The 23,671-nt window shown below is 70.7% G+C and carries 20 protein-coding genes; 7 read left to right on the top strand and 13 right to left on the bottom strand.

What is annotated here, in order from left to right; genetic code table 11:
• Positions 1-179 precede the first annotated feature (179 nt).
• Complete coding sequence (locus FH608_RS49465) at positions 180-1,382, top strand: pentapeptide repeat-containing protein (RefSeq protein ID WP_139638169.1); 1,203 nt, start codon at positions 180-182, stop codon at positions 1,380-1,382.
• A gap of 66 nt (positions 1,383-1,448) precedes the next feature.
• On the opposite strand, the gene FH608_RS49460 is transcribed toward FH608_RS49465, so the two are convergent.
• The 4 genes from FH608_RS49460 to FH608_RS53610 all read right to left on the bottom strand — a co-directional run bounded on the left by FH608_RS49460 (position 1,449) and on the right by FH608_RS53610 (position 8,678).
• Positions 1,449-3,977, bottom strand: a complete 2,529-nt coding sequence (locus FH608_RS49460) for a glycoside hydrolase family 9 protein (RefSeq protein ID WP_139638168.1) — start codon at positions 3,975-3,977, stop codon at positions 1,449-1,451.
• A 196-nt stretch (positions 3,978-4,173) separates the two neighbouring features.
• Positions 4,174-5,316, bottom strand: coding sequence for an SMI1/KNR4 family protein (locus tag FH608_RS49455; RefSeq protein ID WP_139638167.1), 1,143 nt, complete (start codon positions 5,314-5,316; stop codon positions 4,174-4,176).
• Between the two features lie 53 nt (positions 5,317-5,369).
• The gene (locus tag FH608_RS54090) at positions 5,370-8,444 is read right to left on the bottom strand and encodes an ATP-binding protein (RefSeq protein ID WP_264372962.1); all 3,075 of its coding nucleotides are present in this window, start codon (positions 8,442-8,444) and stop codon (positions 5,370-5,372) included.
• A 72-nt stretch (positions 8,445-8,516) separates the two neighbouring features.
• Complete coding sequence (locus tag FH608_RS53610; protein ID WP_226900610.1) at positions 8,517-8,678, bottom strand: AfsR/SARP family transcriptional regulator; 162 nt, start codon at positions 8,676-8,678, stop codon at positions 8,517-8,519.
• Positions 8,679-8,798: 120 nt separating this feature from the next.
• Between FH608_RS53610 and FH608_RS49445 the strand changes: the two genes are divergently transcribed.
• Positions 8,799-9,932, top strand: coding sequence for an alkene reductase (locus tag FH608_RS49445; RefSeq protein ID WP_226900608.1), 1,134 nt, complete (start codon positions 8,799-8,801; stop codon positions 9,930-9,932).
• A gap of 82 nt (positions 9,933-10,014) precedes the next feature.
• Here FH608_RS49445 and FH608_RS49440 read toward each other — a convergent pair whose 3' ends face one another.
• From FH608_RS49440 to FH608_RS49420, 5 genes are all read right to left on the bottom strand, one after another.
• The gene (locus FH608_RS49440; protein WP_139638165.1) at positions 10,015-10,578 is read right to left on the bottom strand and encodes a dihydrofolate reductase family protein; all 564 of its coding nucleotides are present in this window, start codon (positions 10,576-10,578) and stop codon (positions 10,015-10,017) included.
• 180 nt (positions 10,579-10,758) lie between these two features.
• Complete coding sequence (locus FH608_RS49435; RefSeq protein WP_139638164.1) at positions 10,759-11,232, bottom strand: hypothetical protein; 474 nt, start codon at positions 11,230-11,232, stop codon at positions 10,759-10,761.
• 171 nt (positions 11,233-11,403) lie between these two features.
• Positions 11,404-11,688: a transposase family protein gene (locus FH608_RS49430; RefSeq protein ID WP_139638163.1), complete on the bottom strand. Its 285-nt coding sequence runs from the start codon at positions 11,686-11,688 to the stop codon at positions 11,404-11,406.
• A gap of 47 nt (positions 11,689-11,735) precedes the next feature.
• Positions 11,736-12,416, bottom strand: a complete 681-nt coding sequence (locus tag FH608_RS49425; RefSeq protein WP_139638162.1) for a response regulator — start codon at positions 12,414-12,416, stop codon at positions 11,736-11,738.
• Positions 12,413-13,528 (bottom strand): sensor histidine kinase, encoded by a 1,116-nt coding sequence (locus FH608_RS49420; RefSeq protein ID WP_226900606.1) that lies wholly within the window; start codon positions 13,526-13,528, stop codon positions 12,413-12,415. The genes FH608_RS49425 and FH608_RS49420 overlap by 4 nt, the downstream gene beginning before the upstream one ends.
• A 130-nt stretch (positions 13,529-13,658) precedes the next feature.
• Between FH608_RS49420 and FH608_RS49415 the strand changes: the two genes are divergently transcribed.
• The 3 genes from FH608_RS49415 to FH608_RS49400 all read left to right on the top strand — a co-directional run bounded on the left by FH608_RS49415 (position 13,659) and on the right by FH608_RS49400 (position 18,529).
• Positions 13,659-14,954, top strand: coding sequence for an alpha/beta hydrolase family protein (locus FH608_RS49415; RefSeq protein WP_193319078.1), 1,296 nt, complete (start codon positions 13,659-13,661; stop codon positions 14,952-14,954).
• Between the two features lie 723 nt (positions 14,955-15,677).
• The gene (locus FH608_RS49405; protein WP_139638160.1) at positions 15,678-16,199 is read left to right on the top strand and encodes a hypothetical protein; all 522 of its coding nucleotides are present in this window, start codon (positions 15,678-15,680) and stop codon (positions 16,197-16,199) included.
• Between the two features lie 149 nt (positions 16,200-16,348).
• On the top strand, positions 16,349-18,529 hold the full coding sequence (locus FH608_RS49400; RefSeq protein ID WP_226900604.1) for a bifunctional polysaccharide deacetylase/glycosyltransferase family 2 protein: 2,181 nt from the start codon (positions 16,349-16,351) through the stop codon (positions 18,527-18,529).
• Between the two features lie 186 nt (positions 18,530-18,715).
• On the opposite strand, the gene FH608_RS49395 is transcribed toward FH608_RS49400, so the two are convergent.
• From FH608_RS49395 to FH608_RS49385, 3 genes are all read right to left on the bottom strand, one after another.
• Positions 18,716-19,246 carry a hypothetical protein gene (locus FH608_RS49395; RefSeq protein ID WP_139638159.1) on the bottom strand — a complete coding sequence of 177 codons (531 nt, stop codon included), beginning with the start codon at positions 19,244-19,246 and terminating at the stop codon, positions 18,716-18,718.
• 212 nt (positions 19,247-19,458) lie between these two features.
• Positions 19,459-20,340, bottom strand: a complete 882-nt coding sequence (locus FH608_RS49390; protein ID WP_139638158.1) for an alpha/beta hydrolase — start codon at positions 20,338-20,340, stop codon at positions 19,459-19,461.
• A 36-nt stretch (positions 20,341-20,376) separates the two neighbouring features.
• Entirely contained in the window at positions 20,377-21,198 is an 822-nt protein-coding gene (locus FH608_RS49385; protein ID WP_193319077.1) for an MBL fold metallo-hydrolase, read from the bottom strand.
• Between the two features lie 74 nt (positions 21,199-21,272).
• On the opposite strand from FH608_RS49385, the gene FH608_RS49380 reads away from it, so the two are divergent.
• Both FH608_RS49380 and FH608_RS49375 read left to right on the top strand, forming a co-directional pair.
• Complete coding sequence (locus FH608_RS49380) at positions 21,273-21,605, top strand: winged helix-turn-helix transcriptional regulator (protein ID WP_139638156.1); 333 nt, start codon at positions 21,273-21,275, stop codon at positions 21,603-21,605.
• Positions 21,606-21,705: 100 nt separating this feature from the next.
• Complete coding sequence (locus tag FH608_RS49375) at positions 21,706-22,566, top strand: class I SAM-dependent methyltransferase (protein WP_139638155.1); 861 nt, start codon at positions 21,706-21,708, stop codon at positions 22,564-22,566.
• A gap of 215 nt (positions 22,567-22,781) precedes the next feature.
• On the opposite strand, the gene FH608_RS49370 is transcribed toward FH608_RS49375, so the two are convergent.
• A complete protein-coding gene (locus FH608_RS49370; protein ID WP_139638154.1) occupies positions 22,782-23,546 on the bottom strand; it encodes an SDR family oxidoreductase in 765 nt (254 codons plus the stop codon).
• Positions 23,547-23,671 lie beyond the last annotated feature (125 nt).

Below are 23,671 nucleotides of genomic sequence, written 5' to 3'. Positions count from 1 at the left end.
GGCGGAGACTTCACTCTGGGTTAGGATATCGCCCGCCCTCAGAAGTGCTGGAGGAATGGTTCGGGAATTTGGTTGCGGCGTGATATAGTTTCATTTGGGTCGAGTCCGGAATAGTCGGAGCCCCTCAAGGCGTCGTTTTGGCGGGGTTGGCGTTACCCCTTGCCATCACCGCGATCGTCATGGCCGAGATCAGTGCCATCGACCTCGCCCCATACGTGCCGCTGTCCGGTGTATTGGCCCTTCTATCGGCCGCTTGCCTGGCTATGGGCTTGGGCATGGCAAAAAGCCGGCAGGTGCAGGAGGATCGGAAACCGCTGAAGGTCATTTCCTGGTGGTGGGTCCTGGCAGGTGGTCTGCTGATCGTCTCATCCATGTGGGGAACCAGCGCCGTGCTTCTTCATCTCGCGGATGAGGCGGGGCCTGCCAAGGTGGAGTTACGTCTTGATGCGGTGAAGACGGGCCTGACGGTCGGCGCGGGAGCGGCGGGAGCCATCGCGCTGCTCCTCGGTGTGCGGCGCCAATGGCTGGGTGAGCGAGCGCAGGCTCATCAGGAGTATGACGCCGCCCAGAAGCGGATCACCGAGCTGTACGCCAAAGCCGTGGATCAGCTGGGGGACGACAGCGCCGCCGTGCGCCTGGGCGGGCTGTACGCCCTCGAACGTGTGGCCCAGGCCAACGTCGAGCTTCGCCAGACGATCGTCGATGTGATTTGCGCGTACCTTCGAATGCCGTCGGGTGCGGCGGAAGAGCGGGGCGCGGAGGAGACGGCGGGTTCGGAGTCGCAGAAGCTCTCCCAGGACCGTCAGGACCGTCAGGTCCGGCTGACGGCTCAGCGGATTCTGACGAAGCATCTGAAACGGAGGTCAAGCGGGAGCCAGGATTTCCAGGAGTTCTGGGCGGACATCGACCTCGATCTCAGAGGCGCCAGGCTGGTCGACACCGATTTCCGGGAATGTGCGGCGCGAAAGGCGATATTCAATCAAGCCGTGTTCGAGGGCGATGCCAACTTCTGGGGGGCTTCGTTCGAGGGCAGAGTCGATTTCTGGGGGGCCTCGTTCGGAGGGGCGGATTTCGGTGGTGCGGTCTTCGAGAAGGATGCTGAATTCGGGAAGTCCACCTTCCGGTACAAGGCGTTCTTCTGGGGAGCGTCGTTCTGGGGTGGAGCGCGTTTTGAAGAAGCCTCTTTCGAGGGAGGGGTGGAATTCGGAGGAGCGATGGTCAAGGTCGACCTGGAAAAGCCCATCGCCTGGCCCTCGGGCTGGGCACTGGACGGCGACAGCGAGGCACCGCCCGGATGCAGTCGCCTGATCCCTGCCGTACCCCTGGGGCGGCCCTCCGACGACGTGGAGAACGAGCCGGATGCCCCGGCCAAACCTGCGTGACCTTCATTTCCACCGTCGGCGCCAGAACGCGGGCGGCCCCTTCCTGGACCGCCCGCGTCCTCGTGCTCAGCGGCAGCGGTCGCCGTTGAGGTGGAAGACCTCGGGAGCGGGGTTGGGACCCGAGGCGTGCGTGCCGACGAACCCGAACGTCACCGACCTGCCCGGCTTGATCCGGTCGTTCCAGCCGAGGCTCTTGGCCGTCACGACCGCGCCCGACTGGGTGACCTTCGCGCCCCAGCCCTGCTTGATCCGCTGGGCGCCCGGGAACGACCAGCGCAGGCTCCAGCCGTCCACGGTGTCCTTGCCGGTGTTCTCGATCACGACCTGGCTGGTGAAGCCGCCCGGCCACGAGCCGTGCGCCGAGTAGCGGACCCGGCACGACGACGGCTCGCTCTTGTCGGCCAGGAACGCCGAGACCCAGGCCAGCGGCGAGTTCCAGTTGATGGTGAGCTCGTTCGTCGACCAGGACTCGATGTCGTCCACGTAGCAGAACTGCGGCTTGCAGCCCTGCAGCAGCCGCTGGGCGATCGGGTCCTGGATGCTGGAGTTGGGGCCGCCGGCCAGCGAGCCGCGCGGCGGGTTGGGCAGGGAGTGGTCGAGCTGGTGGGCGTACCAGCGGCTGTGCTGGTTGTGGGAGGAGACCTCGCCGTAGCCCGTCACGTACGAGATGTTGAGCGCGTTGCGCCCGAGGATGTAGTCCATGCCCTCGCGTACGGCCGCCCGGTACTTCTCCTGGCCGGTCAGGTCGTAGGCGGTGGCCACGACGACCAGGTTGTTGAGCACCAGGTTGTTGGAGCCCCAGTCGAAGTCGGCCGGGTTGTACGGCAGCCCGTACGGGTGCTCCCGCTGGATCGCCACGTACTTGTCGGCTCCCGCGACCACGGACTGGCGGACCTTGTCCCGGCCGGGCAGCGCGTTCGGCACGGTGGCGAGGTCGAGCCGGCCGAGCTGGGCCACGTTGCCCCAGTCGAAGCCGCGCTCGCGCCAGATGTCGCCGGTGTGGTGCGGCGAGGCCAGCACGAAGTCCTTGAACTCCTTCTCGCCCGTCGTGATGTACAGCTCGGCGGCCGCCCAGTAGAACTCGTCGGTCACGTTGTTGTCGTTGTACGCGCCGCCGCCGACGCCGTCGTTCGGGTCCGCGTACCTGGCCGGGTTGGCCTTCGCCGCCGCCCACGCCTTGCGGGCCGCCTTGAGGTTCTTCGCCGCGAACTCCGCGTCGTACGGCGCGAACAGCCGGGCCGCCTGCGCCGCCGTCGCCGCCAGGTTCAGCGTCGCGGCCGTGGACGGCGGGTGCAGCTCACGCTTCTGCGGGTCGAGGTGCGGCAGCAGCGGCAGCCCCGTCCAGTTCTGGTCGTGGATCTTGTGGTGCGCCATGCCCTCGTACGGCTTGCCGTCGGGCACCTGCATGCTCAGCAGGAACTCCTGCTCCCAGCGGGCCTCGTCCAGCACGTCGGGCACGCCGTTGCCGCTCTCGGGGATCTGGAGCCGGCCGTCCGCGAACGCTGCCCTGTTCCGCTCGAAGGCCGCCATGAGCTGGTAGGCCGAGATGCCGCCGTTGACCACGTACTTGCCGTGGTCGCCCGCGTCGTACCAGCCGCCCTTGACGTTGAGGGTGTAGTCGCAGACGCCGGGCTGGCAGGGCACCTCCACGTCACCCTGGTTCGGGGCCACGCCCGCGTGACCGGCCGGCCGGCCGTAGCCGGGGCGCAGGCTGTCGAGGATCTCGATGCCGCTGCGCTGCGTGTAGTAGAACTTCAGCGCGTCCGTGGGGAGCGAGTCGTAGATGCCGGCCCCGATGTCGAACGGCCTGCTCGTCTCGCCGTCCGCAGTGAGCGTGTAGCCCTCGCCCGGCTTCGCGTACGTGCCGAAGTCGATGACGTGCACGTTCTGGCCGGAGCTGGCGTCCACGCCCTTGGGCACGGTCCTGCCGCTCGCGACGGTCTCCTTGCCGGCGTTCTTGAGCTCCCAGTCCAGGGCCGTGGTCTCCGTGGTGACCAGGGTGGCCTTCTTCGGGCCCGAGGGGAGGTAGCCGACCATGTTCACGCGTACGCGCGGGCCCGTGTCGGGCTCGTAGACCTCGGGCTCGGCGCCGCCCTTCAGCGACACGTCGTCCATGCAGAACCTCCAGGGCTCGGCGCTGCCGCCCAGCTGGAAGACCACCTGGGCGTTCGGCAGCGACACGGGGGCGGTGAAGGTGTAGGAGTAGTCGTTCCCCGACACGCTCAGCTCGGGGGACGCCGACAGGTACTGCGTCCACGGGTCCACGGGGAGCTGGATCAGGGCCTTGCCGACCTTGGAGGGAGTGGCCGACGCCTGGAACCTGTAGGCGTAGGTCTCGCCCTCGACCAGCGGGATGTCGTCCTGGCCGATGATGACGTCCCAGGGGTTGGCGGTGCCGCCGGGGATGTCGGCGCACAGCCTGCCCGCGTCGACGGTCAACGTGGTGTTGCCGGTGCTCCACCAGGGGGCGGTTCCGGCGTCGAAGGTGCCGTTCACGATCTGCTCGGGTCCCTCGTCGGCGGCGTACGCGGACGCGGCGGGGGACAGGGCGACCATGGTGAGGAGGGCCAACAGGGCGGCCCGGCATCGGGTCATGGAGGTCCTTCGGGAGTTGGGAGCGCTCCCAAAGGGAGCGACCACGATCCTCCTTGCCCGCCGGTGCCCCGTCAACGGGTCGGCGCCAACGGCCTCCAAAGACCGTGAAACTTTCATCCCGAGGAGCCTGGCGCGGCGTACGCGGCCCAGGTGCAGGACCAACCGCCCGGCCCTGGTGTGACCGCTCGGCGGGGGATCAACCCCTCGGCATGGAAAGGATCTCTCGGCCGCGGTCCGGCGTGATCAGCGGAGCGATCCGGGGATCGGCCATCAGGCAGACGGGAGCGAGGTGGTCGTTGCTCGCGGGGCGCCACAGGGCGAGCGCGTCGCGGAGCCGCGTCCAGGCGTCCGGCTCGGTGAAGTCGATCGCTCGGACGGCGGCGTCGAACTCGGCGTTGCCGTACGAGATCTGGAAACCGGGCGCGCTCATCCGGCTCCGGTGGTCGGCGATCAGGCGCTTGACGGCCTCGACACCGCGCTTCTGGAGGCCGGCGAGAGCGGATTCGGTGAGGTGATGATCGGTGCGGGCATGGCGGGCGAACAGGACGGGGAGGATCTCGGCGGCGAGCAGTGACTCGTCGAGCTCCCAGGTCTGGACCTTGTTCACGGTATCGGCGAGCGGGTGGTCGATCAGGCGGCCCGGATCGCCGTCCCCGAGCATGGTGCGCAACTGGAAGAGCAGGACAGTGGCCCGCTCGCGGCCGAAGCGTTCGGCCTGTTCCAACACCTCCAACGGCCCGTCGACCTGGCCTGACAGGCTCGCGAGCCTCGCCTCCTCGATCTTGAGGTCCCATTCGCGCTGGGTCTCGCATCGAGGCCGGTCGAGATGGTGGAAGCTGGCGAAGGAGTCGTACATCCACTCGTAGAACGACTCGTGGCGCTCGGTCGCCTCGCCGGACCAGGAGAACAGCTCGTGAACGGCCCACTCGCCCCGCGCGTTCACGTCCTCCGGGTCGAGGACGATGATGCCCGCGTCCGCCTCCAGCGAGATCAGGACCGAGCGGCGCAGGACGGCCGCCTCTTCGGTGAAGACGTCGATGTCGTCGTAGAGCTCGGCCATGAACGGGTCCAGGTCCCGCAGCCGGCCGACGTCGTCCGCGCCGCGCAGCTCGTCCACGAAGGGGATGGTGTGGCGCCAGCCGTTGGTGACCTGGAGGAAGCTGCGGTAGGAGGGCGGGAGCGCACGGCCGAGCCGCCGCTCCAGCGCGGCGATCTGCTCGGCGGACGCGGGCGGGAGACCGGGCCAGCCATCGGCGACCTGCTCGCGCATGTCCGGGTTGGCGGCGAGCCATTCCTCGCTCCAGCGCCTCAGGAACTGCTCCCACATCTGGTGATCCACGCGAACTCCCTCGTCCGGAAATATCGCGCTATCTCATCAGATGGAGCCGACATTCAGGACGACAGACCACGGGCGAGGCGCCCGACCTCCTGCGGGGTCAGTTCCGTACCGCGCAGGAACGCCTCGGCGTGCGCGTCCTCGCCCAGGACGGCTCTCGTCACCGCCATGATCCGATCCACGTCACCCCGTTCGGCGGGCGGCAGCGGCGCGCCCACGCTTCGCCGCGCCGCGTCCGCCGCGCCGAGCAGCAGCACCGCGCTCTCGGCGCGGCCCGCGTCCCCGGACAGCGCCACCGCGCCCGCCAGCCCTTCGTAGGACAGGGCCACGGCCCGCGGCTCCCCGATCGAACGGGCGACCTCCAGCCCGCGCAGCTGGCAGTCGGCGGCGCGTGCCGCGTCCCCGCGCAGTTCGGCGGTGAAGCCCAGCTCGACGAGCAGCAGGTGCTCGCCGGCCGGCGAGGACATGAGCTCGTCGCGGAGCCGGATCAGGTACGTCTCCGCCGCGTCGAGGTCGCCGGAACGGCGGGCGCCGAGGGCGAGCCCCATGACCGCGTGCACCTCACCGTAGGCGTAGCCCTGCTCCGTGGCCAGCCGCAGGGCCCGTTCGTGCAGGTCATGGGCGCGGTCCCAGTCATGGGAGAGCAGCGCCAGCCGGCCGAGCCCGGAGTGGCGGGCGGCGACCTCCGCCGCCAGCCCGAGCTCCTCGGCGATGCGCAGCCCTTCGGCCTGGCGGCGGGCGGCCTCGGTGTAGTCACCCTTGATCTCGGCGAGCGTGGAGAGCGGTGACACGGTCAGCAACGTGCCCCAGCGGTCCCCGAGCCGGTGGAAGAGCGCGGCGCTGCGCACGCCGTCCCGGGCGACGGCGTCGAGGTCGCCACGGGCCGGCGCGTTCATGGCCCGCAATCCGAGTACGGCCGCGGTGCCCCATTCGTCGGAGGCCAGGAGGTCCCGCGCCTGGGCGTTGACCTCCTCGCAGGCGTCCGGGAGCCCGGCGTGGAAGAGGCCGTACGCGTGCAGCCACAACGCCCGGCCCCGCCGTACCGGATCGTCGATCCCGGAGGGCGGGGACGGGCGCGGCCTGGAGCGGTCGCCGGTCAGCAGCGCGAACGCGCCTTCCAGCAGGCGCAGCTCGGCGGCCTCAGGGGCGACGTCGAGCGCCGCCGACAGGGCGCGGCGGCCCTCGCTCAGCCGGCCGCGCAGCAGCCACCACCAGCTGAGGGCGGTGGCCAGCCGGGCGGCCGCGTCCGGGAGAACCGCCTCCTGGAGCGCCGACCGGAAATTGGCGGCTTCCGCGTCGAGGCGGTCGAGCCACGCCTGCTGCCGCGGGCCGCGGAGCCGGGGCTCGGCCTGTTCGGCGAGGCCCAGGTAGTGGCGCAGGTGCCGCTCGCGGACGTCGGCCGGCTCTTCCGCCTCGCGCAGGCGCTCCGTCGCGTACGCGGCCACCGATTCGAGCAGCCGGTAGCGCGGCCCCGCCGGGCCGTCGGCCATGACGACCAGGGACCGGTCGACCAGGCGCGTCACCAGGTCGAGCACCTCCTCGCGCGCTACTCCGGCCCCCGCGCACACCGCCTCGGCCGCGTCCAGCGTGCAACCGCCGGCGGGTACGGCCAGGCGGCGCAGCACGATCTGCTCCGGTTCGCTGAGCAGCTCCCAGCTCCAGTCGATCACCGCCCGCAGGGTCTGCTGCCGTGCCGGGGCGCCCCGTTGCCCGGCCGTGAGCACCCGGAACCGGTCCTCGAGCCGCGCCGCCAACTCCCGCACACCCAGGCCGCGTACGCGGGTCGCCGCCAGTTCGAGTGCGAGCGGGATGCCGTCGAGGCGGCGGCAGATCTCGGCCACCGCCTCGCGGGTCTCGCCGTCGAGCGCGAAGTTCGGGGCGGACGCGGTGGCCCGCTCGGTGAACAGCCGGATCGCGTCGTCCGGCTGGAGCGGCTCGACCAGATAGACGGTCTCGCCCGCCAGGCCGAGCGGCTCCCGGCTGGTGGCCAGGACGCGCGCCCCGGGCGCGGCGCGCAGCAGCAGGTCGATGAGCTCGGCGGCCGGCTCGACGACCTGCTCGCAGTTGTCTAGGACGAGCAGAATCCGGCGCTCGCGCAGGGCGGCGGCGAGCCGGTCGGCGGGCGCCCGAAGCGCCCCGGACGTGTGCAGCCATCCGGACGTCTGCTGCCACTCGGGCGTGTGCCGCGACTCGGGCGTGTGCCGCGACCCGGGCGTCTGGGGCGAACCGGGCGGCTGGGGCCTCTGCGGCGATCCGGGGCCCGGCGGGCCGGCTGGGACGTCGCCGCTCAGGCCGAGCGTGGCCGCGACCGCCTGCGCGAGGTCCGCCACGCCCCCGCGCTGGTCGGCGAGCTCGACCAGCCAGACCCCATCGGGAAACCACGGGCCCTGCGGCAGGCCGGTCGCTCGCGCCGCGATCCGGGCCGCCGCCTCCACCGCGACCCGCGTCTTGCCCACCCCGCCCGGCCCGATCAGCGTGACAAGGCGGGCACCGTCGAGGAGCCTGTCGACCTCCTCCAGTGCACGCCGGCGCCCGACCAGGGTGGTGAGCTGCGCGGGAAGGTTCGTCCGAGGACGATCGGGGAGCCCGGGCGACGCGTCCTGGCGCAGGACGGCCGGGGCTCCGGGCGGCGGGCCGAGCGACATGTCCTGGCGCAGGATCGCCTGATGGAGCGCGGCCAGCTCCGGGCCGGGGTCGGCGCCGAACTCGTCCGCCAGCCGGTGGCGCAGTTCCTCGTACGAGGCCAGCGCCTCGCTCTGGCGACCGGTTAGGTAGAGGGCCCGCAGCTGGACGGCGCGCAGCCGTTCACGCAGCGGATGACGGGCCACCAGATCGGCGAGCTCCCCCGTGAGCAGGAGGTGGTCACCCGCGGCCAGGCGCATCTCGGCCTGCTCCTCCACGATGGCGAGGCGCTGTTCGGTCAGGCGGTGCGCCGCCGCGCGGACGAACTCCTCGTCGATGAAGTCGGCGTACGCCGGCCCGCGCCACAGTTCGAGCGCCTCGGTGAGCAGCGCGGCCCGCGTCGCCGGATCGGCGGAGCGGGCCCCGGCGGCCAGGGCACGGAACCGGTCCGCGTCCACCTCGTCGGCCGGGCCCAGGCGCAGCAGGTAGCCCGACGCCTGGTAGGCCACGCGATCGCGGCCGACAGCCCGGCGCAGCTGGGAGACCTTGGCCTGCAGGGCGTTGGCGGGCTTGCCCGGCGGCTACGCCCCCCACAGGTCGTCGATGAGCCGATCGGCGCTGACCGGCCGCCCCTCGTGCACGAGCAGATCGGCGAGCAGCGCCCTGACCTTGGCTTCGAGGACCTTGACCGGCCGGCCCTCGTCGTCCCGCACCACCAGTGGGCCAAGCACTCCGAACCACACAGTGGCCACCGTACACAGCGCCGGACCGCAGACCATCAGGCGGCCGTCAGCGGACCATCAGGCTCTCCGAAGCGCTCAGGAGCACAGTCGTCACCGCCACAGAACATGACAGATCGGACGATGACCATGCCAAGCACAGCGTTGACCTCCCGCCTGTTCGAACCCGCCAGGCTCGGCGCTCTGCACCTGCCCAACCGGCTGGTGATGGCGCCGATGACGCGCAACCGCGCATCGGCCGACGGCGTCCCTCAGCCGATCATGGCGACGTACTACGCCCAGCGCGCGTCCGCCGGACTGATCATCGCCGAGGCCACCACGCCCAACGCGGTCGGGCAGACCTATCCCGACATTCCCGCCATCTATACCGACGCACATGTGGCCGGCTGGCGGCGCGTCACCGGCGAGGTGCGCGCCGCGGGCGGCACGATGTTCCTGCAATTGCAGCACGGCGGCCGGATCGGCCACCCGGACACCACCGGGCTGATGCCGGTCGCGCCCTCGCCGGTGGCCTTCCCCGACCCGATCGTCACCCCTGCCGGGTCCAGGCCGGGGGTCGTGCCCCGCGAGATGACCGTCGCGGAGATCCGATCCACCGTGGCCGACTTCGCCGCCGCCGCCCGGCGTGCCATCGACGCCGGGTTCGAGGGGGTGGAGGTGCACGGTGCCAACGGCTACCTCATCCACCAGTTCCTGTCGGACGTCACCAACCACCGCGCCGACGCCTACGGCGGCTCGGTGGCCGGTCGCATCCGCTTCGCGATCGAGGTGGTCGAGGCCGTGGCCGACGCGATCGGCCCCGCGCGGGTGGGCCTGCGCATCGCACCCGGCGTCACGGCCAACGCCATGCGCGAGCACGACATCGAGCACGTCTATCCCGCACTCATCGGCGCGCTGGCGAACAAGGGCCTGGCCTACCTCCACATCGTGTTCGCCGACCCCACCCAGCCCCTGTTCCGCCGCATCCGCCGAGACTGGCCGTCCACATTGATCGCCAACCCGGCGCTGCCCTGGCCGACCCCGTTCCCTGTCGACGGCGGACGGCACGCAGGCGAGCGGCTGCTCGGGGCGGGCGCCGACCTGATCTCGCTGGGCCGGGCGTTCCTGGCCAACCCCGACCTGGTCGAGCGGTTCCGTCGCGGAGCGCCGCTCAACCCGGTGCGCGCGGAGCACTGGTACGGGGGCGGTGAGCTCGGATACACCGACTACCCGCTGCTGACCGCGCCGGCTGGGCTCGCACCGTTCGATTGGCGCTGATTCCCAGGCCACGGGTGCGCAGCGCGGCCCACTTGCCCGCGCTCGCGTGACTGCCACTCGTGGTGCATGTCCGGTCGCTGGGTCAGCGGGGTCGCCGGTACTCCAGGTAGACGATCCCGTTGCCGGAGGCGGTGCTGGAGACCAGGTCGAGCTGGTAGGACTTGGGGACGCCGTCGAACAGCCGGGTGCCCTCGCCGGCAACGTAGGGGAACATGCTCACCTGGAACTCGTCGATCAGGTCGAGCCGCATGAGCGACCGCCAGAGGCCGACGCCGCCCCAGACCACGATGTGACCGTCGCCGCCCAGCCTGAGCTTGTCGACCTCCTCTCTCGTGTCACCAGCGGCGATGGTGGTGTTGGCCCAGTCGGCCGTCTTCAGGGTCCGGGAGAAGACCACCTTGCGGCCCGCGTTCAGGATGCCGGCGAACGGATGGTCGGTGGACGTCGTCATCGCCCCGGCGATGCCCTCGTAGGCGGTGCGGCCCATGATGTGCGCGTACGCGCTCTGGAGAAAGTCGAGGTGCGCCCGGTCGTCGGGCTCACGGTTCTCGGGCAGGCCGAAGCAGAACTTCCAGAACTCGGTGCCCTCGTCGGCGAGGAGGCCGTCGAGGGAGTAGTTGAACACTGTCGCTATCAGCTTCCGCATGATCAGAACTCCGTGATCTCGAGTCGGTGCGTGCCAGGGGAACGTGCGTGTCCCAGGCGAGGCCGCGGCGCTCGCGTCACCGCGGCGTCTGAGGCCTGTCGCCACTGCTTCAGACCACACCGCCGCCCGAAAGTCATCGGTGCCCGGTCTACTGCCGGTGTCTGATCCCGGGCTTGGACGTCAGGCGTCGCGGAGATCGCCTGCTCCGTCCTGCTCGGTCAGGAAATAGACGGAGTGGGAGACAACCTGCCGCTCGGACGTGGGTATGTCGTCCGGCCCGTAGTAGTCGTCCAGCCGGCGCCAGAACTCCTCTTCCGTAGAAGCCGCGCCGATGATCCGATCGTCATCGATCGCCGCCTCCCACACCACCATTTCTCGCAGGCCTGGGCCGTCGAGCTCTTCCGAGACGGCCTCGTACAAGACCTTCATCAGCTGGGACTCGTGCTCACGGCAGCAGTCACGGGGCAACAGCCAGCGCTGCCACCAGGTCCGAAGGTGATCGGCCGCGGAATCCGCGAAATCCTCCGCCGCGTCCTCGGCCGACTGATCGTGGTTCGGATAGCTCGGCCGACTCACCCGGACCAGCAGTTTGTGCTGACATTCTTCGGCGCACGTGTATCGATATAGACGAAACTGCGTGAGCTGGGTGCCCATGGCCTGATCGTAGTGGGCATCTTGGAACCCGCTTTCCGAAGGCCAAGTGGATCTCGCTCAGCGGCGCGGGAGTCACCCCAGTTCGATGGACGCATCAGGGCTTACGACTACGTGGCACCATGGTCGAGGTCCTGGGCGTACCTGAGCGCTTGCCGCCCGCCGACAGCACCTTCACGTACCGCGCCACGCGGTGGCCGTCGACACCTCGAACCCCGCCGCGAGCTCGGCATAGGTCCCGCCCTTGCGCAGTTGGACCAGCACCGGCAGGGCCTGTCGCCCCCGGTTGAGCCACCGCCAGAGCGACCGCATCGTCTTACGGTGACGCCGGATCACCCCGGCGACATAGTTCAGGCCCTGATGCGACAAATCGACGGCGGCACGGTAAGCAGCGCCTGAGCTTCTGGTGGCGACGGTGCAAATTATGGTGATCAATCCGTCTACCAGGAGCTTCTTCACGTCAGCGGCCGAACACCGGCATCGGGATCACGCTGTGGCCAGGGCACTCACCAGGCGGCCGTTGCCCCATTGGCACCGCCGGGCTGGATGAGGCCCGTCTCGTACGCGGCGATGACGGCCTGGACCCGGTCGCGCAGTCCGAGCTTGCTCAGCACGGCGCTGACGTGCGTCTTGACCGTGTGCTCGCTGACCTGCAGCCGCGCCGCGATCTCGGGGTTCGACAGGCCGTGGCCGAGCAGGGTGAGCGTTTCGAGCTCGCGTCCGGTCAGCCGGCCCAGGTCCGCGAGGGGTGTGGCGGGGCGGGCCCGGCTTCGGACGATGTCGTCGATCAGCCGGCGGGTGACCGCAGGCGCCAGCAGGGCGTCGCCGCCGGCGGCGACCCGGATGCCGTGCACGAGGTCGTCGGCGCGCACGTCCTTGAGGAGGAAGCCGCTCGCTCCCGCCTGGAGGGCGTCGTAGACGTAGTCGTCCTGGTGGAACGAGGTCAGCATGACCACCTTCGCGGTGGTCTGCTCGCACACGAGCCTGGCGGTCTCGATGCCGTCCATGCCGGGCATGCGGATGTCGAGCAGGACCACGTCGGGTGACAGGCGGCGGGCCGCCTCGATCGTCTGTGGCCCGTCGCCCGTCTCGGCCACGACCCGCATGTCCGGTTGAGACTGCACGATCAGCGCGAACCCGCTCCTGACCAGCTCCTGATCGTCGGCCACCACCACGCTGATGGTCATGCCCGCTTCCCGACCGGCAGCCTGGCCTCCACCTCGAATCCGGTCCGGCCCGCCCCATGGGTGAGGGTGCCGCCGCAGGCCGCGGCCCGCTCCCGCATGCCGTTCAGGCCGCGACCGCTCGCAAGCCTGCCTTCGCGAGCGCGCCCGCGGCCGTCGTCGGAGACCGTGATCATCAGCTCGTCGTCCTTCCAGTCGAACAGGACCTCTCCGGCCGTGGCCCGCGCGTGTTTGACCATGTTCGTGAGCGCCTCCTGGACGATGCGGTAGGCCGCCGCCTCGGTGTCCGGGGGCAGGACGGCCGGGGTGCCGGTGACGGCCAGCCGGACGGCGGGGCCGGTCGCCGAGACGCGGGCGACCAGGTCCGGCAGGCCGTCCAGGGAGGGCTCGGCCGCGGGGGAGCGGCCGGCGGGATCGCCGAGCAGGCCGAGCATGCGGCTCAACTGCCCCTGAGCGTCCCGGCCGGCGTCGGCGATCGCTCTGAACGCCTGCTCGGCCCGCTCCGGCGCCACGCGCACGGCGTACGGACCCGCCTCGGCCTGGACGGTCATCACGCTGATGCCGTGGGAAAGGATGTCGTGCATGTCGCGGGCGATGCGGGCCCGTTCCCGCTCAGTGGCACGCTCCGCCTCCAGCGCGGCGTAGCGCCGGTGCTGCACCACGGCCCGGCCCATGACGTAGGCGGCCGCGGCGGTCAGCGCGCTGCGTACGAACGTGTCGGGCGACACGGCGAACGCCGGCGGCAGGCTGATCAGCACGGCCAGCGCCCGCCGCGGGCCGGGGCACAGCTCGGCGACCGTGTAGAGCCCCGCCAGCCAGCCGTACGGGACAGGCTGGGACGGCACGTCGGGACCCGCGAGCGAGTACGCCAGCGACGCGGCGGCCACCACGACGAACACCGTCATCGGGAAGCGGCGCCGGACGAGCAGCGGCAGCGAGCTGACCAGCACCGGCCAGTACTCGGCCAGGGTCCACGGCTGCGGACCGGACATCCGGCTCGCGTACAGGAACGGGACCGTCTGCCCGACGAGCACGGCCAGCGCGAGGGCGAAGTCGACGGCGGACGGCGGGATCGAGCGCAGACGTTGCCGGAGTTCGTTGAACACGTCGGGCACAAGGCCCAAGTATCCCCGTATCTCCCTCACGTGAGGGAGGGCACAAATCGCCGACGTCGGCGATGCCTTCCCCGGGGTGATTCTCCGAGACTGGTCGGCGTCCGCAGCACCTCTCCGACGGAGCCCACCGATGATGCTCGTCGCCGCCGCTCTCCTGGCAGCCTCGCTCCACTCGCCCACCAGCCAGGACATGCCGCTGACCAGCACCGACGTCACTTTCACGACGGCGGACGGGCAGCGGCTCGGTGGTGAGATCCTCCGTCCCGCGAACGCGACCGGCCCGCTCCCCGGGCTCCTGCTCGTGCACGGCTCCGGTGGCGGCAACAGCCGGCGGGAACTGAGGGCCGAGGCGGAGGCGTTCGCCGCGCAGGGCATGGTGGTGCTCGCCCCCGACAAACGCTCCGCCGGCTACTCCAAGACCCACCGCGACTACGGGCAGCTCGCCGACGACGCGCTGGCGGCGCTGGCCGTCCTCAGGAGACAGCCCGGAGTGGGACCTGCTGGGCTGTGGGGAATCAGCGAGGGCGGCTGGGTGGCGCCGATCGCCGCGACCCGGTCGAAGGACGTGGACTTCCTGGTCACAGTGGGCGGCCCCGGCCGCACGCCGCTGCGTACCCAGGTGTGGAACGCCACGAACAAGCTCGACCGCGCCGGCGTGCGCGGATCGCTGCGCAACGCGTACGTCACCCTGCACCGGCTCGGAGCCGACGCCGGCCTCTTCCCCGAGGCCTACTACGACCCGGCCCCCACCCTTGGCCGGCTCACCGTGCCGGTGCTGGCCATGTGGGGCACCGAGGACAACCAGGTGATGCCGGCCGAGAGCGCCCAGAGTTTCCGCGCGAACGTACCCGGCAGCCTGACCGTCAGGTTCTTCCCCGGCGCCTCGCACTCCCTGCACGCCGACGACGACACCCTCATCCCCGGGTACGCCGACGCCGTGGGGACCTGGGTCAGGACCGTCGCCGGCGGCGACGCGCCGCCCTCCACCACCGACCCCGATCCCGTGCAGGCGGCGCTCAGCGTGGACACCCCGCCGTCGGCCTGGTGGGAGTCGTGGCCCGTGATGCTGGGCGGCATGACGCTGCTGCTTCTGGCCTTCCTGTCCTACGCCGTGCGCCGCCTCGGTGCCGGGACGTGGGCCGGGCGCGTCCTGGCCGTGACGGGCGTCCTGTCGATGGCAGGCGCCGCCTGCACTCTGATGAGCCTGCTCATGACGTCCAACGGCGACGGGGTCACGACAGGCCCCATGCTCCTCGGCCGGCCCGTCACCTGGCTGGCCGCCCAACTGCTCGCCGCCGTCGCCACGGCCGCCACCGTCGTCTGTCTCACTCGCTGGCGTACGGCGTCGGCACGGATGCGCGTGGTCACGGTCGCGGGCGCCTTGTTCGTCCCCTGGGCCCTGTACTGGGGACTCCTGCTTCCCTGATCGCCGACAGGCTTCCGGCCTCGGTGGCGGGCTGGCGAGGGAGAAGCGTGACCGAGCCGATCGCGTGGCCGATGTTCATCCGGCCCGAGCCACGCTTAACGTTCGGTGGCCTGGGCGGGGTTCTGCCGGCCGACGTCCCGCAGCAAGGACCTGCCCGGCCTGACCCGAAAGGGCCGTCAGCCACCGCCGCCATGAGCCCCGAGCCCGTGCCGAGGGCCTGTTTCAGCAGTCGGTGTCCGGTGTTCTGACGGACACCGACGGGTGGTCCTGTGCAGCCAGCCAGATGGTGGGGTCTTTCGCGAGAGCGCTGCGGTCGGTCTGGGCCATGAGCTGATGCTCTCGCCGGGGCACGTCACGGCATTCGACCTCGTAGGCGTCGTCATCGCGCAAGGCAACCGAGGCGTACCAGACCAGCTCGTCGTCTGGTGTTGTCGGCGTGGTCCAACTCGCCGATCACCATGAAGAGGGTGTCCTCGGAGGGGTCGCCGGGGCGCCCTGGCCAGGCACCTTCAGGGCTCGTGGCGCGATCGAAGGGAGGTGAACCTCCAAGAGCGTCCGATGATCCGCGCACCGGACGCAAATAGTCCCAAGAGTTATGTTTTGTCACTACGCTCTCCCTTCGTGCCCATAAAGCGTCGCCCTGAGCCGCCTGCCACGGCCATCTCCCAGCCGCTTTCAACGGCGGTCTTCGTTGACGGAAGCGGCCGTCGACGGCGACTCGTCATGTTCGGCTCGATCGCTGGTGCGCTGGCCGTGTTCGGGCTGCTCGCCGTCGTGGTCGGCGGGCTGTTCTCCGGCACGACGCTCTCTGTCACCGGCTGGCCAGGGGACAAGCCCGGTGGCCCTGGCAGCACGGATGTGCCTGACCGTCCGAGCCCTACGGCGACGCCGCGCCGCACCAACGGGGCGAAGCAGCCGCCTGCGGTGGCGACACCCACCCACGCGCCGTCATCCTCGCCCACGGCCGTACCTCGCAGGACGCGCTCGGCCGTGCCGACGCGGGCACGGAACCAGCAGGAGCCCCTGCAGGCCGGCGCCACGGACCCAGGCAAGCGTCCCGCGACCGAGCAGCCGAGCGCGGATCCCGGCAACTCGGCGAGCACGAAACCGAGTAGCGAGCCGACCAGCGGCGGAAGCACGGGGCCCGATCCCACCGTCGAGCCCGTGCCCACCGAGCCGGACCAGCCCGGACGCGACGTCCCGCCCGGACACGACCCTGGCAAGACGAGAGGACCGAAGGGGTGAACCATCCCGCCGGCCGGGCCAGGCCACCGGTGCCTGCCTGGCAGGATCCCCGCGCCGTCACCGGCGAGCCACGGGTAGCTCCCGCGCACCCGCAAGCGCCGCACCCGCAACCGCCGCACCCGCAACCGCCGTATGTGCAGCCCCCGCACGTGCAGCCGCCCCTGGACCAGCCGCCCGTGCGGGCCGACGGGAAGCGGAAGGATCCGCGGGGTCACTGGTTCATGCTGGCCACCGGGCTGCTGCTCGTCGCCGCCATGCTCGTCCTCAACGGATACGTCACCAACGTCGCCGGCGAAACCCAGGCCGTCCCACTCGCCGTCGACAACCCGAGCCCCGACCTGGAGCGGGCCCGCCGCGGCGGGCCCGTGCTGAACCTCACCGGCGGCAAACCGGCCAGCGCCCGCCTCCCCGCACGAACGGTCGCCCTGACATTCGACGACGGCCCCGACCCGGAGTGGACGCCGCAGGTGCTGGACGTCCTGCGCCGCCACGACGCGAAGGCCACCTTCTTCCTGGTCGGCTCCAAGGTCGCCCAATATCCGGAGCTGGCCCGGCGGATCGTCTCCGAGGGCCATGAGATCGGCAACCACACCTACACCCACGCTGACCTGGCAGCCGTGCCGGCGTGGCGGCTGCGGCTGGAGCTGTCGCTGACGCAGCGGGCACTGGCCGGCGCGACGGGCCTGCACACCACACTGATGCGCCCGCCGTACTCCTCGACGCCGAACACGATCACCGTCCCCCAGTGGGACAGCTTGCGCACCGCGGCGGACCAGGGCTACCTGGTCACACTGACAGACCTGGACACCAAGGACTGGAGCCACCCAGGAACAGACAAGATCGCCTCGGCTGCGCTGCCCGAGCGCGGACGGGGCGCGATCGTGATGATGCACGACGCGGGCGGGAACCGGCGGCAGACCGTCGAGGCCCTGGACCGCGCACTGCGTGAGCTCACCGCACGCGATTATCGGGCGGTCACCGTGACCGACGCGCTGGGCATGCCGTCGGCGCACCAGAAAGCTGGAGACGGGGAGCAGTTCGCAGGCGCCCTGTTCTCCTTCGCCCAGCGCACCTCCGGCTGGTTCGCCATCGCCCTGTCGTGGGTGCTGTTCGCCGCCGGTGCGCTCACGCTGGCCCGGCTGGCGTTCTTCGCGGTGCTCGCGATGGTGCACGCCCACCGCACCCGAGGCGGACGACGGCGTAAGGGCCGCGCGCCCGACTGGCCCGCGCCGCCTCCCGTGACCGTCATCGTCCCGGCCTACAACGAGGAGGCCGGGATCCAGGCGACGGTACGTTCGCTGGTGACCACGTCATATCCGGGCGTGGTCGAGGTGCTGGTCGTCGACGACGGCTCCAGCGACCGCACCGCCGAGCTGGCCGCGGCGCTCGGCTACCGCAACGTACGGGTGATCACGAAGCCGAACGGTGGCAAGCCCTCGGCGCTCAACGTGGGCATCGCGCAAGCCTCCCACGAGATCCTCATCATGGTGGACGGCGACACCGTCTTCGAGCCCGCCACCATCGGGCACCTCGTCCGCCAGCTCGCCGACCCGGCCATCGGCGCGGTCAGCGGCAACACCAAGGTCGGCAACCGGCGCGGCATGATCGGACGCTGGCAGCACATCGAGTACGTGATCGGGTTCAACCTCGACCGGCGCGCCTTCGAGCTGCTGGACTGCATGGCCACCGTGCCGGGCGCGATCGGGGCGTTCCGCCGCTCGGCGCTGGTGGCGCTGGGCGGGGTGAGCACCGACACGCTCGCCGAGGACACCGACCTGACGATGGCACTGTGCCGGGCCGGCTGGCGGGTGGTGTACGAGGAGAAGGCGCTGGCCTGGACAGAAGCCCCGACGACGCTCGGGCAGCTGTGGAAGCAGCGCTACCGCTGGTGCTACGGCACCCTGCAGGCCATGTGGAAGCATCGCGGTGCGCTGGTGGAACGCGCGCCCTTCGGCCGCCGTTGCCTGGGCTACCTGACCATGTTCCAGGTGGTGCTGCCGCTCCTCGCCCCCGTGGTGGACCTCATGGCGGCCTACAGCACGGCGGTAGGAGACCCGTTGCCGGTCGTCGCGGTTTGGGCGGGGTTCGTCGCCGTTCAGGCGATGACGGGCTGGTATGCGCTGCGCCTCGACGGTGAGCGGGTCTCGGCCCTGTGGGTGCTGCCGCTGCAGCAGTTCGTCTACCGGCAGCTGATGTACCTCGTGGTGATCCAGTCGGTGGCCACGGCGCTCCTGGGCGTACGGCTGCGCTGGCACACGATCAACCGGCAGGGCACGTTCAACTCGTCGGGCACGTCGGTCGGTGAGCTCTCCGTGCCGGCGAGCCGGTGAGCATGGACGGGAGACGACGGGCAGTCGTCCGAGGCCACGCATGCGGGCAGGGACGTGGTCGCCGAGTGCAGACAGGCCACCAGGGGCGGGATCTGGCTGCTTCATGCCGACGTTTTCTCCGGGCGCCGTGCTGACATGGCCCGTGGCCGGGGAGCTGCTGCCAGGTCCTCTCCACGTACTGAACGGTCAGGAGTAGTCCTCTTCGTCGTACTGCTCCAGGTGGAGCAACCGGCGGATCTTTCCCACCGCCGGTTTGCCGTCGTAACGGGCGGCGTTCAGCACCTCCTGGATGAGCGCGTCACGGGCGGAGGCGCGCATGGCAAGGACCCAGTGCCGCTGCGCCTTCTGCGATTCGGCCTGGAGTTGCCTCACCGGCCCGCGCACCGCCCTTGGCCAGGGGGTGCCGGCCAATTGCCGGATCTGCGTCCTGTTCGTGGTGGCGACCTGCCCCGCTTGCCGGCGTAGCACCGTGAGCGGCCGGCCGCCATTGATCGCCTGCTCGAGCCGCTCAAGCGCGACGTTGTACGGCCGCACGATGCGCAGATAACGCCGCGCCGCCTGATCGAGGGTCAGCGGCGCTGGGCTCGGCGTCGCTCGCGGCGAAGGAGTCACCTCTCCGAGGGGCTCGCGGCTCGCGGTTGCAGGAGGCGTGAGCACAGCCGATGGTGCAGCATCGACAGGGTCGCTCGAACACCCGGCGATCAAGGTGGCGATCACCAGTGTTCCTGCAAGGATGCGCATAAGTCCGCAATTGATTCAGTCTGCGGTGAGGCATGTCAAGGGACTGCGTCTGAGGGGCCCGGGGACGTGCGAAACAGGTGACAGCGTGATGCGCGTCGTCGGTGATGGTCCGGCGGGCGGCGGTCGACCACACGCTCTCATCGGCATGAGCGGATGTTCGGCGAAGGGTGCGCTCATGGTCCTGGTCGTCAGCGCCGGAGGTGGCGGTGGAGGAAGTCGGCCGTCGCTTGGGCGGCTCGGGTGACGTACGGTTCCATGTCATAGAGGTCGATGTGCTGGTCGGCGTCCAGCCAGACGATCTCCTTCTCGCCGGGCTTGCGCTCGTGAAGCTCCCGAGCCAGCTCCGGTGAGCAGTAGGCGTCCGTTCTCCCGTGGACGACCAGGAGCGGGGTGGCGGCAAGGAGCTCAGCCGCGCCGAGGGCGTCGAACGTCATCAGCGAATGGAGCGATCCTCTGGTGACCTCGTCACGCCAGTGTGGCGAGGCGGACCGCGCGGTGCCGTAGTAGGCGTACGGCTCCTCGCCTCCCATCGCGGCTTCGCCTCCGTCGGGTGCCACGGCGGGCACGTACTCGTCGTACCGGTCCAAGAAGCCGCTGACCGCGGACCGGTACGCGTCGATGCCCATGGTCCGGGCGATCCGGACGGGGCTGTTGTACGCGCCCGCGATTCCGGCCACCGCGTTCACCCGGGGATCCGTGGCGGCGGCCCGCACCGCATAGCCCCCGCCGAGGCAGATGCCGACGACACCGATCCGAGCCAGGTCCACCTCGGGCCGGCCGGTCAGCACGCCGACCGCGGCCCTCAGGTCGGCCAGTTTCCCCTGGCTGTCCTCATGCTGGCGGCGTCCGCCGCTTTCCCCGAAGCCCCGGTGGTCGAAGGCGAGCGTGACGAGCCCGGCCTGAGCGAGTCGTTCGGCGTAGGTGCCGACGACCTGCTCTTTCACACCGGTGAAGGGGCCGGTGAGCGCCACGGCGGGCCGCGGACCCTTCGCGTCCGGAAGCCGGAGCTCGCCCACCAACTCCACGCCTTCGCTGCCGAAGGTGATGCGCTCAGTTCTGACAGTGGTCATGAGCCCTCCCGGGCGTCGAGATCCCAACCTTGGCGATCATGCGGCGAGCTCGGCGGCGACGGCGTCCGCGCCCAGGCCGACCAGCCAGTCCAGGGGCGCACCAGGCAGGAAGCGGGTCATGGTCCGCGTCAGCTCCAGCCTCTGCGTGTCGCTCAGACTCGGCGCACCTGCGGCCAGGTGCCCCACCGCCTCTCGGTACATCAGCAGGTACTGCCGCTGTCGGCTCAGCAGGCCGGTGTCGCCGGGCGCGCCGTGGCCCGGATACAGCGGCACCCCGGCCAGCTCGTCCACCAGCCGCTCGAGCACACGCAGCCACGCGCCGGAATGTCCGTCCGCCGTGTAGGAGTGCACACCGTCGAAGGCCAGGTCGCCGATGAAGGCATTGCGCTGCTCGCCGGCCTCGACGAGGAGATAGGAGTCGGCGTGGCTTTCAGCGGCCCCGAGGTCGTGCACCTGGATCCGCAGCCCCGTGACGTCCACGGTGCCGCCACCGTCCAGCGGCCGGTCCGGTACCCGGAACCGGTCCGGCCACTCCTCGCCGTAGGTGGGCTGCCACTGCTCCCGTTTGGCAACCGCGGTCTGCTCGATCGTCTTGGCGACCAGCGCCGTCGCATAGACCGGCACATCGTCGCCGACGATGTACGGCAGCCCGTTGAAATGGTCCGGGTGGGGATGCGTCACGAACGCCGCGACCAGCGGCTTGCGCAACGCCGCGAGCCGCGCGGCCAATGCCTGCGCGTCGGACACCAGCAGCCCGGCATCGACGAGCACCACGCCGTCCGTCGTCTCCAGCAGGTAACTGTTGACGAAGATCCCGGGCTCTGCCGCCGTGTACGTGTGGACCTTAAGCTCTGTCATGGCCGAGACACTAGGCATCCTGATCTCGGGCCGGCCAGAAGGCACTTTGAGGTGCCCCCTACACGGGAGAACCCATGGCACTGGTGATACCCGACGTCCTGGAAGAAAGCTGCGCGACCCGGCAGGCGCTGGAGCGGCTGGCCGCCAAGTGGCGGGTCCTGCTGATCTACGCGCTGCTCGCCGGGCCGCAGCGGCACGCCGAGCTGCGCCGCAGGCTACCTGGCATCACTCAGAAGGTACTGACCGAAAACCTGCGGAGCATGGAAAGCGACGGGCTGGTCGAACGACGAGTGCTCAAGGACACCGCCCCACAGCATGTCGAGTACGCCCTGACCGCACTCGGCCGAACCCTCCGGGAGCCGCTGTCAGCCATCTGCGCCTGGGCGCTCGAGCAGAGCGACGGATAGCCCGACCGGCGAGAGGAGGATCTTCCTTTTCCGCGGTCACTTCCGGGATCTGCGGCTGGGGCCGCGGCCGCATCGACGCCACGCGCTCTAGGCTGAACGCATGACTGATGCGGCGGGACGGGCCGAGCCATCCGGGGTGTGGGCCACAGCCGTGGGCGTGGCCCGGGTGAGGGCGATGGAGACGGCACGCGAACAGCCGCTGTTCCGGGACCCGCTGGCGCTGGCCTTCGCCACGGCCGGCGGGAGAGGCCCCGAAACGCCGCCGCCCCCGTACGCGGACGAGGCGGCGCGGCGCCGCCGGCTCGCTGTGGCCTTCTCGATCGTCATCCGGACGAAGTTCCTGGACGACCTGCTGGACCGGGCGGTCGCGTCCGGCGTCCGGCAGGTCGTGCTGCTCGGAGCCGGGATGGACAGCAGGGCCTTCCGGATGGACTGGCCTGCGGGGACCCGGCTGTTCGAGGTCGACACGGCCGAGCCGCTGGGCTTCAAGGCCTCGGTGCTGCGCCAGGAGCGGGCCGTTCCGCGCTGCGAGCGGATCACCGTCCCGGTCGACCTGCGCGAGGACTGGCCCGGCGCCCTGGCAGCGGCCGGGCACGATCCGGCGCAGCCGACGGTGTGGATCGCCGAGGGACTGCTGATCTATCTGCCCGAGGACGCGGTGCAGTCGCTGCTCGAACGGGTGGGCGCGCTGTCCGCCGCAGGCAGCAGGATGGGCCTGACCCTGGGCCCCCGCGGCGTGGTCGAACGCTTCCGCGGGGACGCCGCTCCCGGATCGGCGGCGTCGATGTGGGTCTCGGAGATGCCGGAGGACCCGGTCGGCTGGCTGGACGGCCTCGGCTGGGAGGCGGAGACCTTCACCCTGCGTGAGCGCGCCGAGGCCTACGGCCGTCCGGTGCTCACCCCGCCGCAGCAGGACGAGGGCGCCGGCGGACTGGTTTCGGCAGTGCGCGCGGCGCGCTGAGCACGACGAAGGCCGTTCTGGCCGCTGTTCACCCGCCCCAGCACGCGGGCATCGCTCCTTGACCGGCGGCGTGGGGCACAGCAAGCACAACCTGCCCTACTGCGGCCGGCTTCCGGTCCACCGGCTGGGCATCGACAGCTGCGCTTGAGGGCCGTCCCGGAAACGGTCCGGTCGGTTTCGGGACGGCCCTATCGGTCCATCGTGAGGCCCCACCGCTACCAGGGCAGCGGGCCGTCTTCACTGAAGAACCCGGCGGTCGGGCCGTCCGCGCCGAGCGTGGCCAGGCGCACCATGACCGCGGCGCCCTGCGCGGGGGTGAGGTGGCCGGTGTGGTTGTTGCTGTCGGTGTCGACGTAGCCGGGGGCGGCGGCGTTGACGAGGATTCCGTCTTTGCGCAGCTCGTTGGCGTACTGCACGGTCAGCGCGTTCAGCGCGGCCTTGGAGGGCGTGTACGCGGCCGACGGCGGCAGCGCCGCGAAAGGGCTGTTCGGGTCACTGGTGAGGGCGAGCGACCCGGCGTGGCTGCTGACGTTGACGATGCGCGGCGCCGGTGACCGCCGCAGCAGCGGCAGCATGGCGTTGGTCACCGCGATCACTCCGAAGACGTTGGTCTCGAACACCGCACGGGCCATGGCCAGGTCGACCGAGCTTGGGGCCTGGTCGTGGGCATCTTGCGGCGAGACCTGTCCGGAGCCGGTGATGCCGGCGTTGTTGACCAGCACGTCAAGGCAACCGAAGCGCTCCTCGATCCACGTCGCGGCCCCCTGGATGGTGGTCGGATCGGTGACATCCAGGGTTACCGCGTGGGCGTCGCCGCCCGCCGCGCGCAGTGCCGCAGCGGCCTCCTCCCCGCGCCGCAGGTCTCTGGCCCCGACCAGGACCGTCATGCCCAGCTCGGCGAGCTGTTCGGCGATCGCGCGGCCGATCCCCTTGTTCGCCCCGGTGATCATGGCGACCTTCTGCCTGATGGGTTCCTTCATGACCGAACTCCTGTCCGAAAGTCTGTCGCGTGAAGTGCCGCACGGGTCGCGCGGCGTACTGACGAACAAGAGATCCCGGCCAACCGTCCCCTGTGACAGCCGCGTCCTGTGAGGTACGCCACCCA

This window comes from Nonomuraea phyllanthi, assembly GCF_006334985.2.
Classification (GTDB): Bacteria; Actinomycetota; Actinomycetes; order Streptosporangiales; family Streptosporangiaceae; genus Nonomuraea; species Nonomuraea phyllanthi.
The sequence above is the reverse complement of the archived record's forward strand: the minus strand, read 5'-3'. Positions and strand labels throughout refer to the sequence as shown.

Excerpts from the sequence above, each read along its gene's own strand:
- FH608_RS49415 (WP_193319078.1), top strand. The coding sequence starts at position 13,659 with ATGATGCTCGTCGCCGCCGCTCTCCTGGCAGCCTCGCTCCACTCGCCC.
- FH608_RS49385 (WP_193319077.1), bottom strand. The coding sequence starts at position 21,198 with ATGACAGAGCTTAAGGTCCACACGTACACGGCGGCAGAGCCCGGGATC.
- FH608_RS49370 (WP_139638154.1), bottom strand. The coding sequence starts at position 23,546 with ATGAAGGAACCCATCAGGCAGAAGGTCGCCATGATCACCGGGGCGAAC.
- FH608_RS49460 (WP_139638168.1), bottom strand. The coding sequence starts at position 3,977 with ATGACCCGATGCCGGGCCGCCCTGTTGGCCCTCCTCACCATGGTCGCC.
- FH608_RS49425 (WP_139638162.1), bottom strand. The coding sequence starts at position 12,416 with ATGACCATCAGCGTGGTGGTGGCCGACGATCAGGAGCTGGTCAGGAGC.
- FH608_RS49380 (WP_139638156.1), top strand. The coding sequence starts at position 21,273 with ATGGCACTGGTGATACCCGACGTCCTGGAAGAAAGCTGCGCGACCCGG.
- FH608_RS49375 (WP_139638155.1), top strand. The coding sequence starts at position 21,706 with ATGACTGATGCGGCGGGACGGGCCGAGCCATCCGGGGTGTGGGCCACA.
- FH608_RS49435 (WP_139638164.1), bottom strand. The coding sequence starts at position 11,232 with ATGGGCACCCAGCTCACGCAGTTTCGTCTATATCGATACACGTGCGCC.
- FH608_RS49465 (WP_139638169.1), top strand. The coding sequence starts at position 180 with ATGGCCGAGATCAGTGCCATCGACCTCGCCCCATACGTGCCGCTGTCC.
- FH608_RS49390 (WP_139638158.1), bottom strand. The coding sequence starts at position 20,340 with ATGACCACTGTCAGAACTGAGCGCATCACCTTCGGCAGCGAAGGCGTG.
- FH608_RS49440 (WP_139638165.1), bottom strand. The coding sequence starts at position 10,578 with ATGCGGAAGCTGATAGCGACAGTGTTCAACTACTCCCTCGACGGCCTC.
- FH608_RS49405 (WP_139638160.1), top strand. The coding sequence starts at position 15,678 with ATGTTCGGCTCGATCGCTGGTGCGCTGGCCGTGTTCGGGCTGCTCGCC.
- FH608_RS49445 (WP_226900608.1), top strand. The coding sequence starts at position 8,799 with ATGACCATGCCAAGCACAGCGTTGACCTCCCGCCTGTTCGAACCCGCC.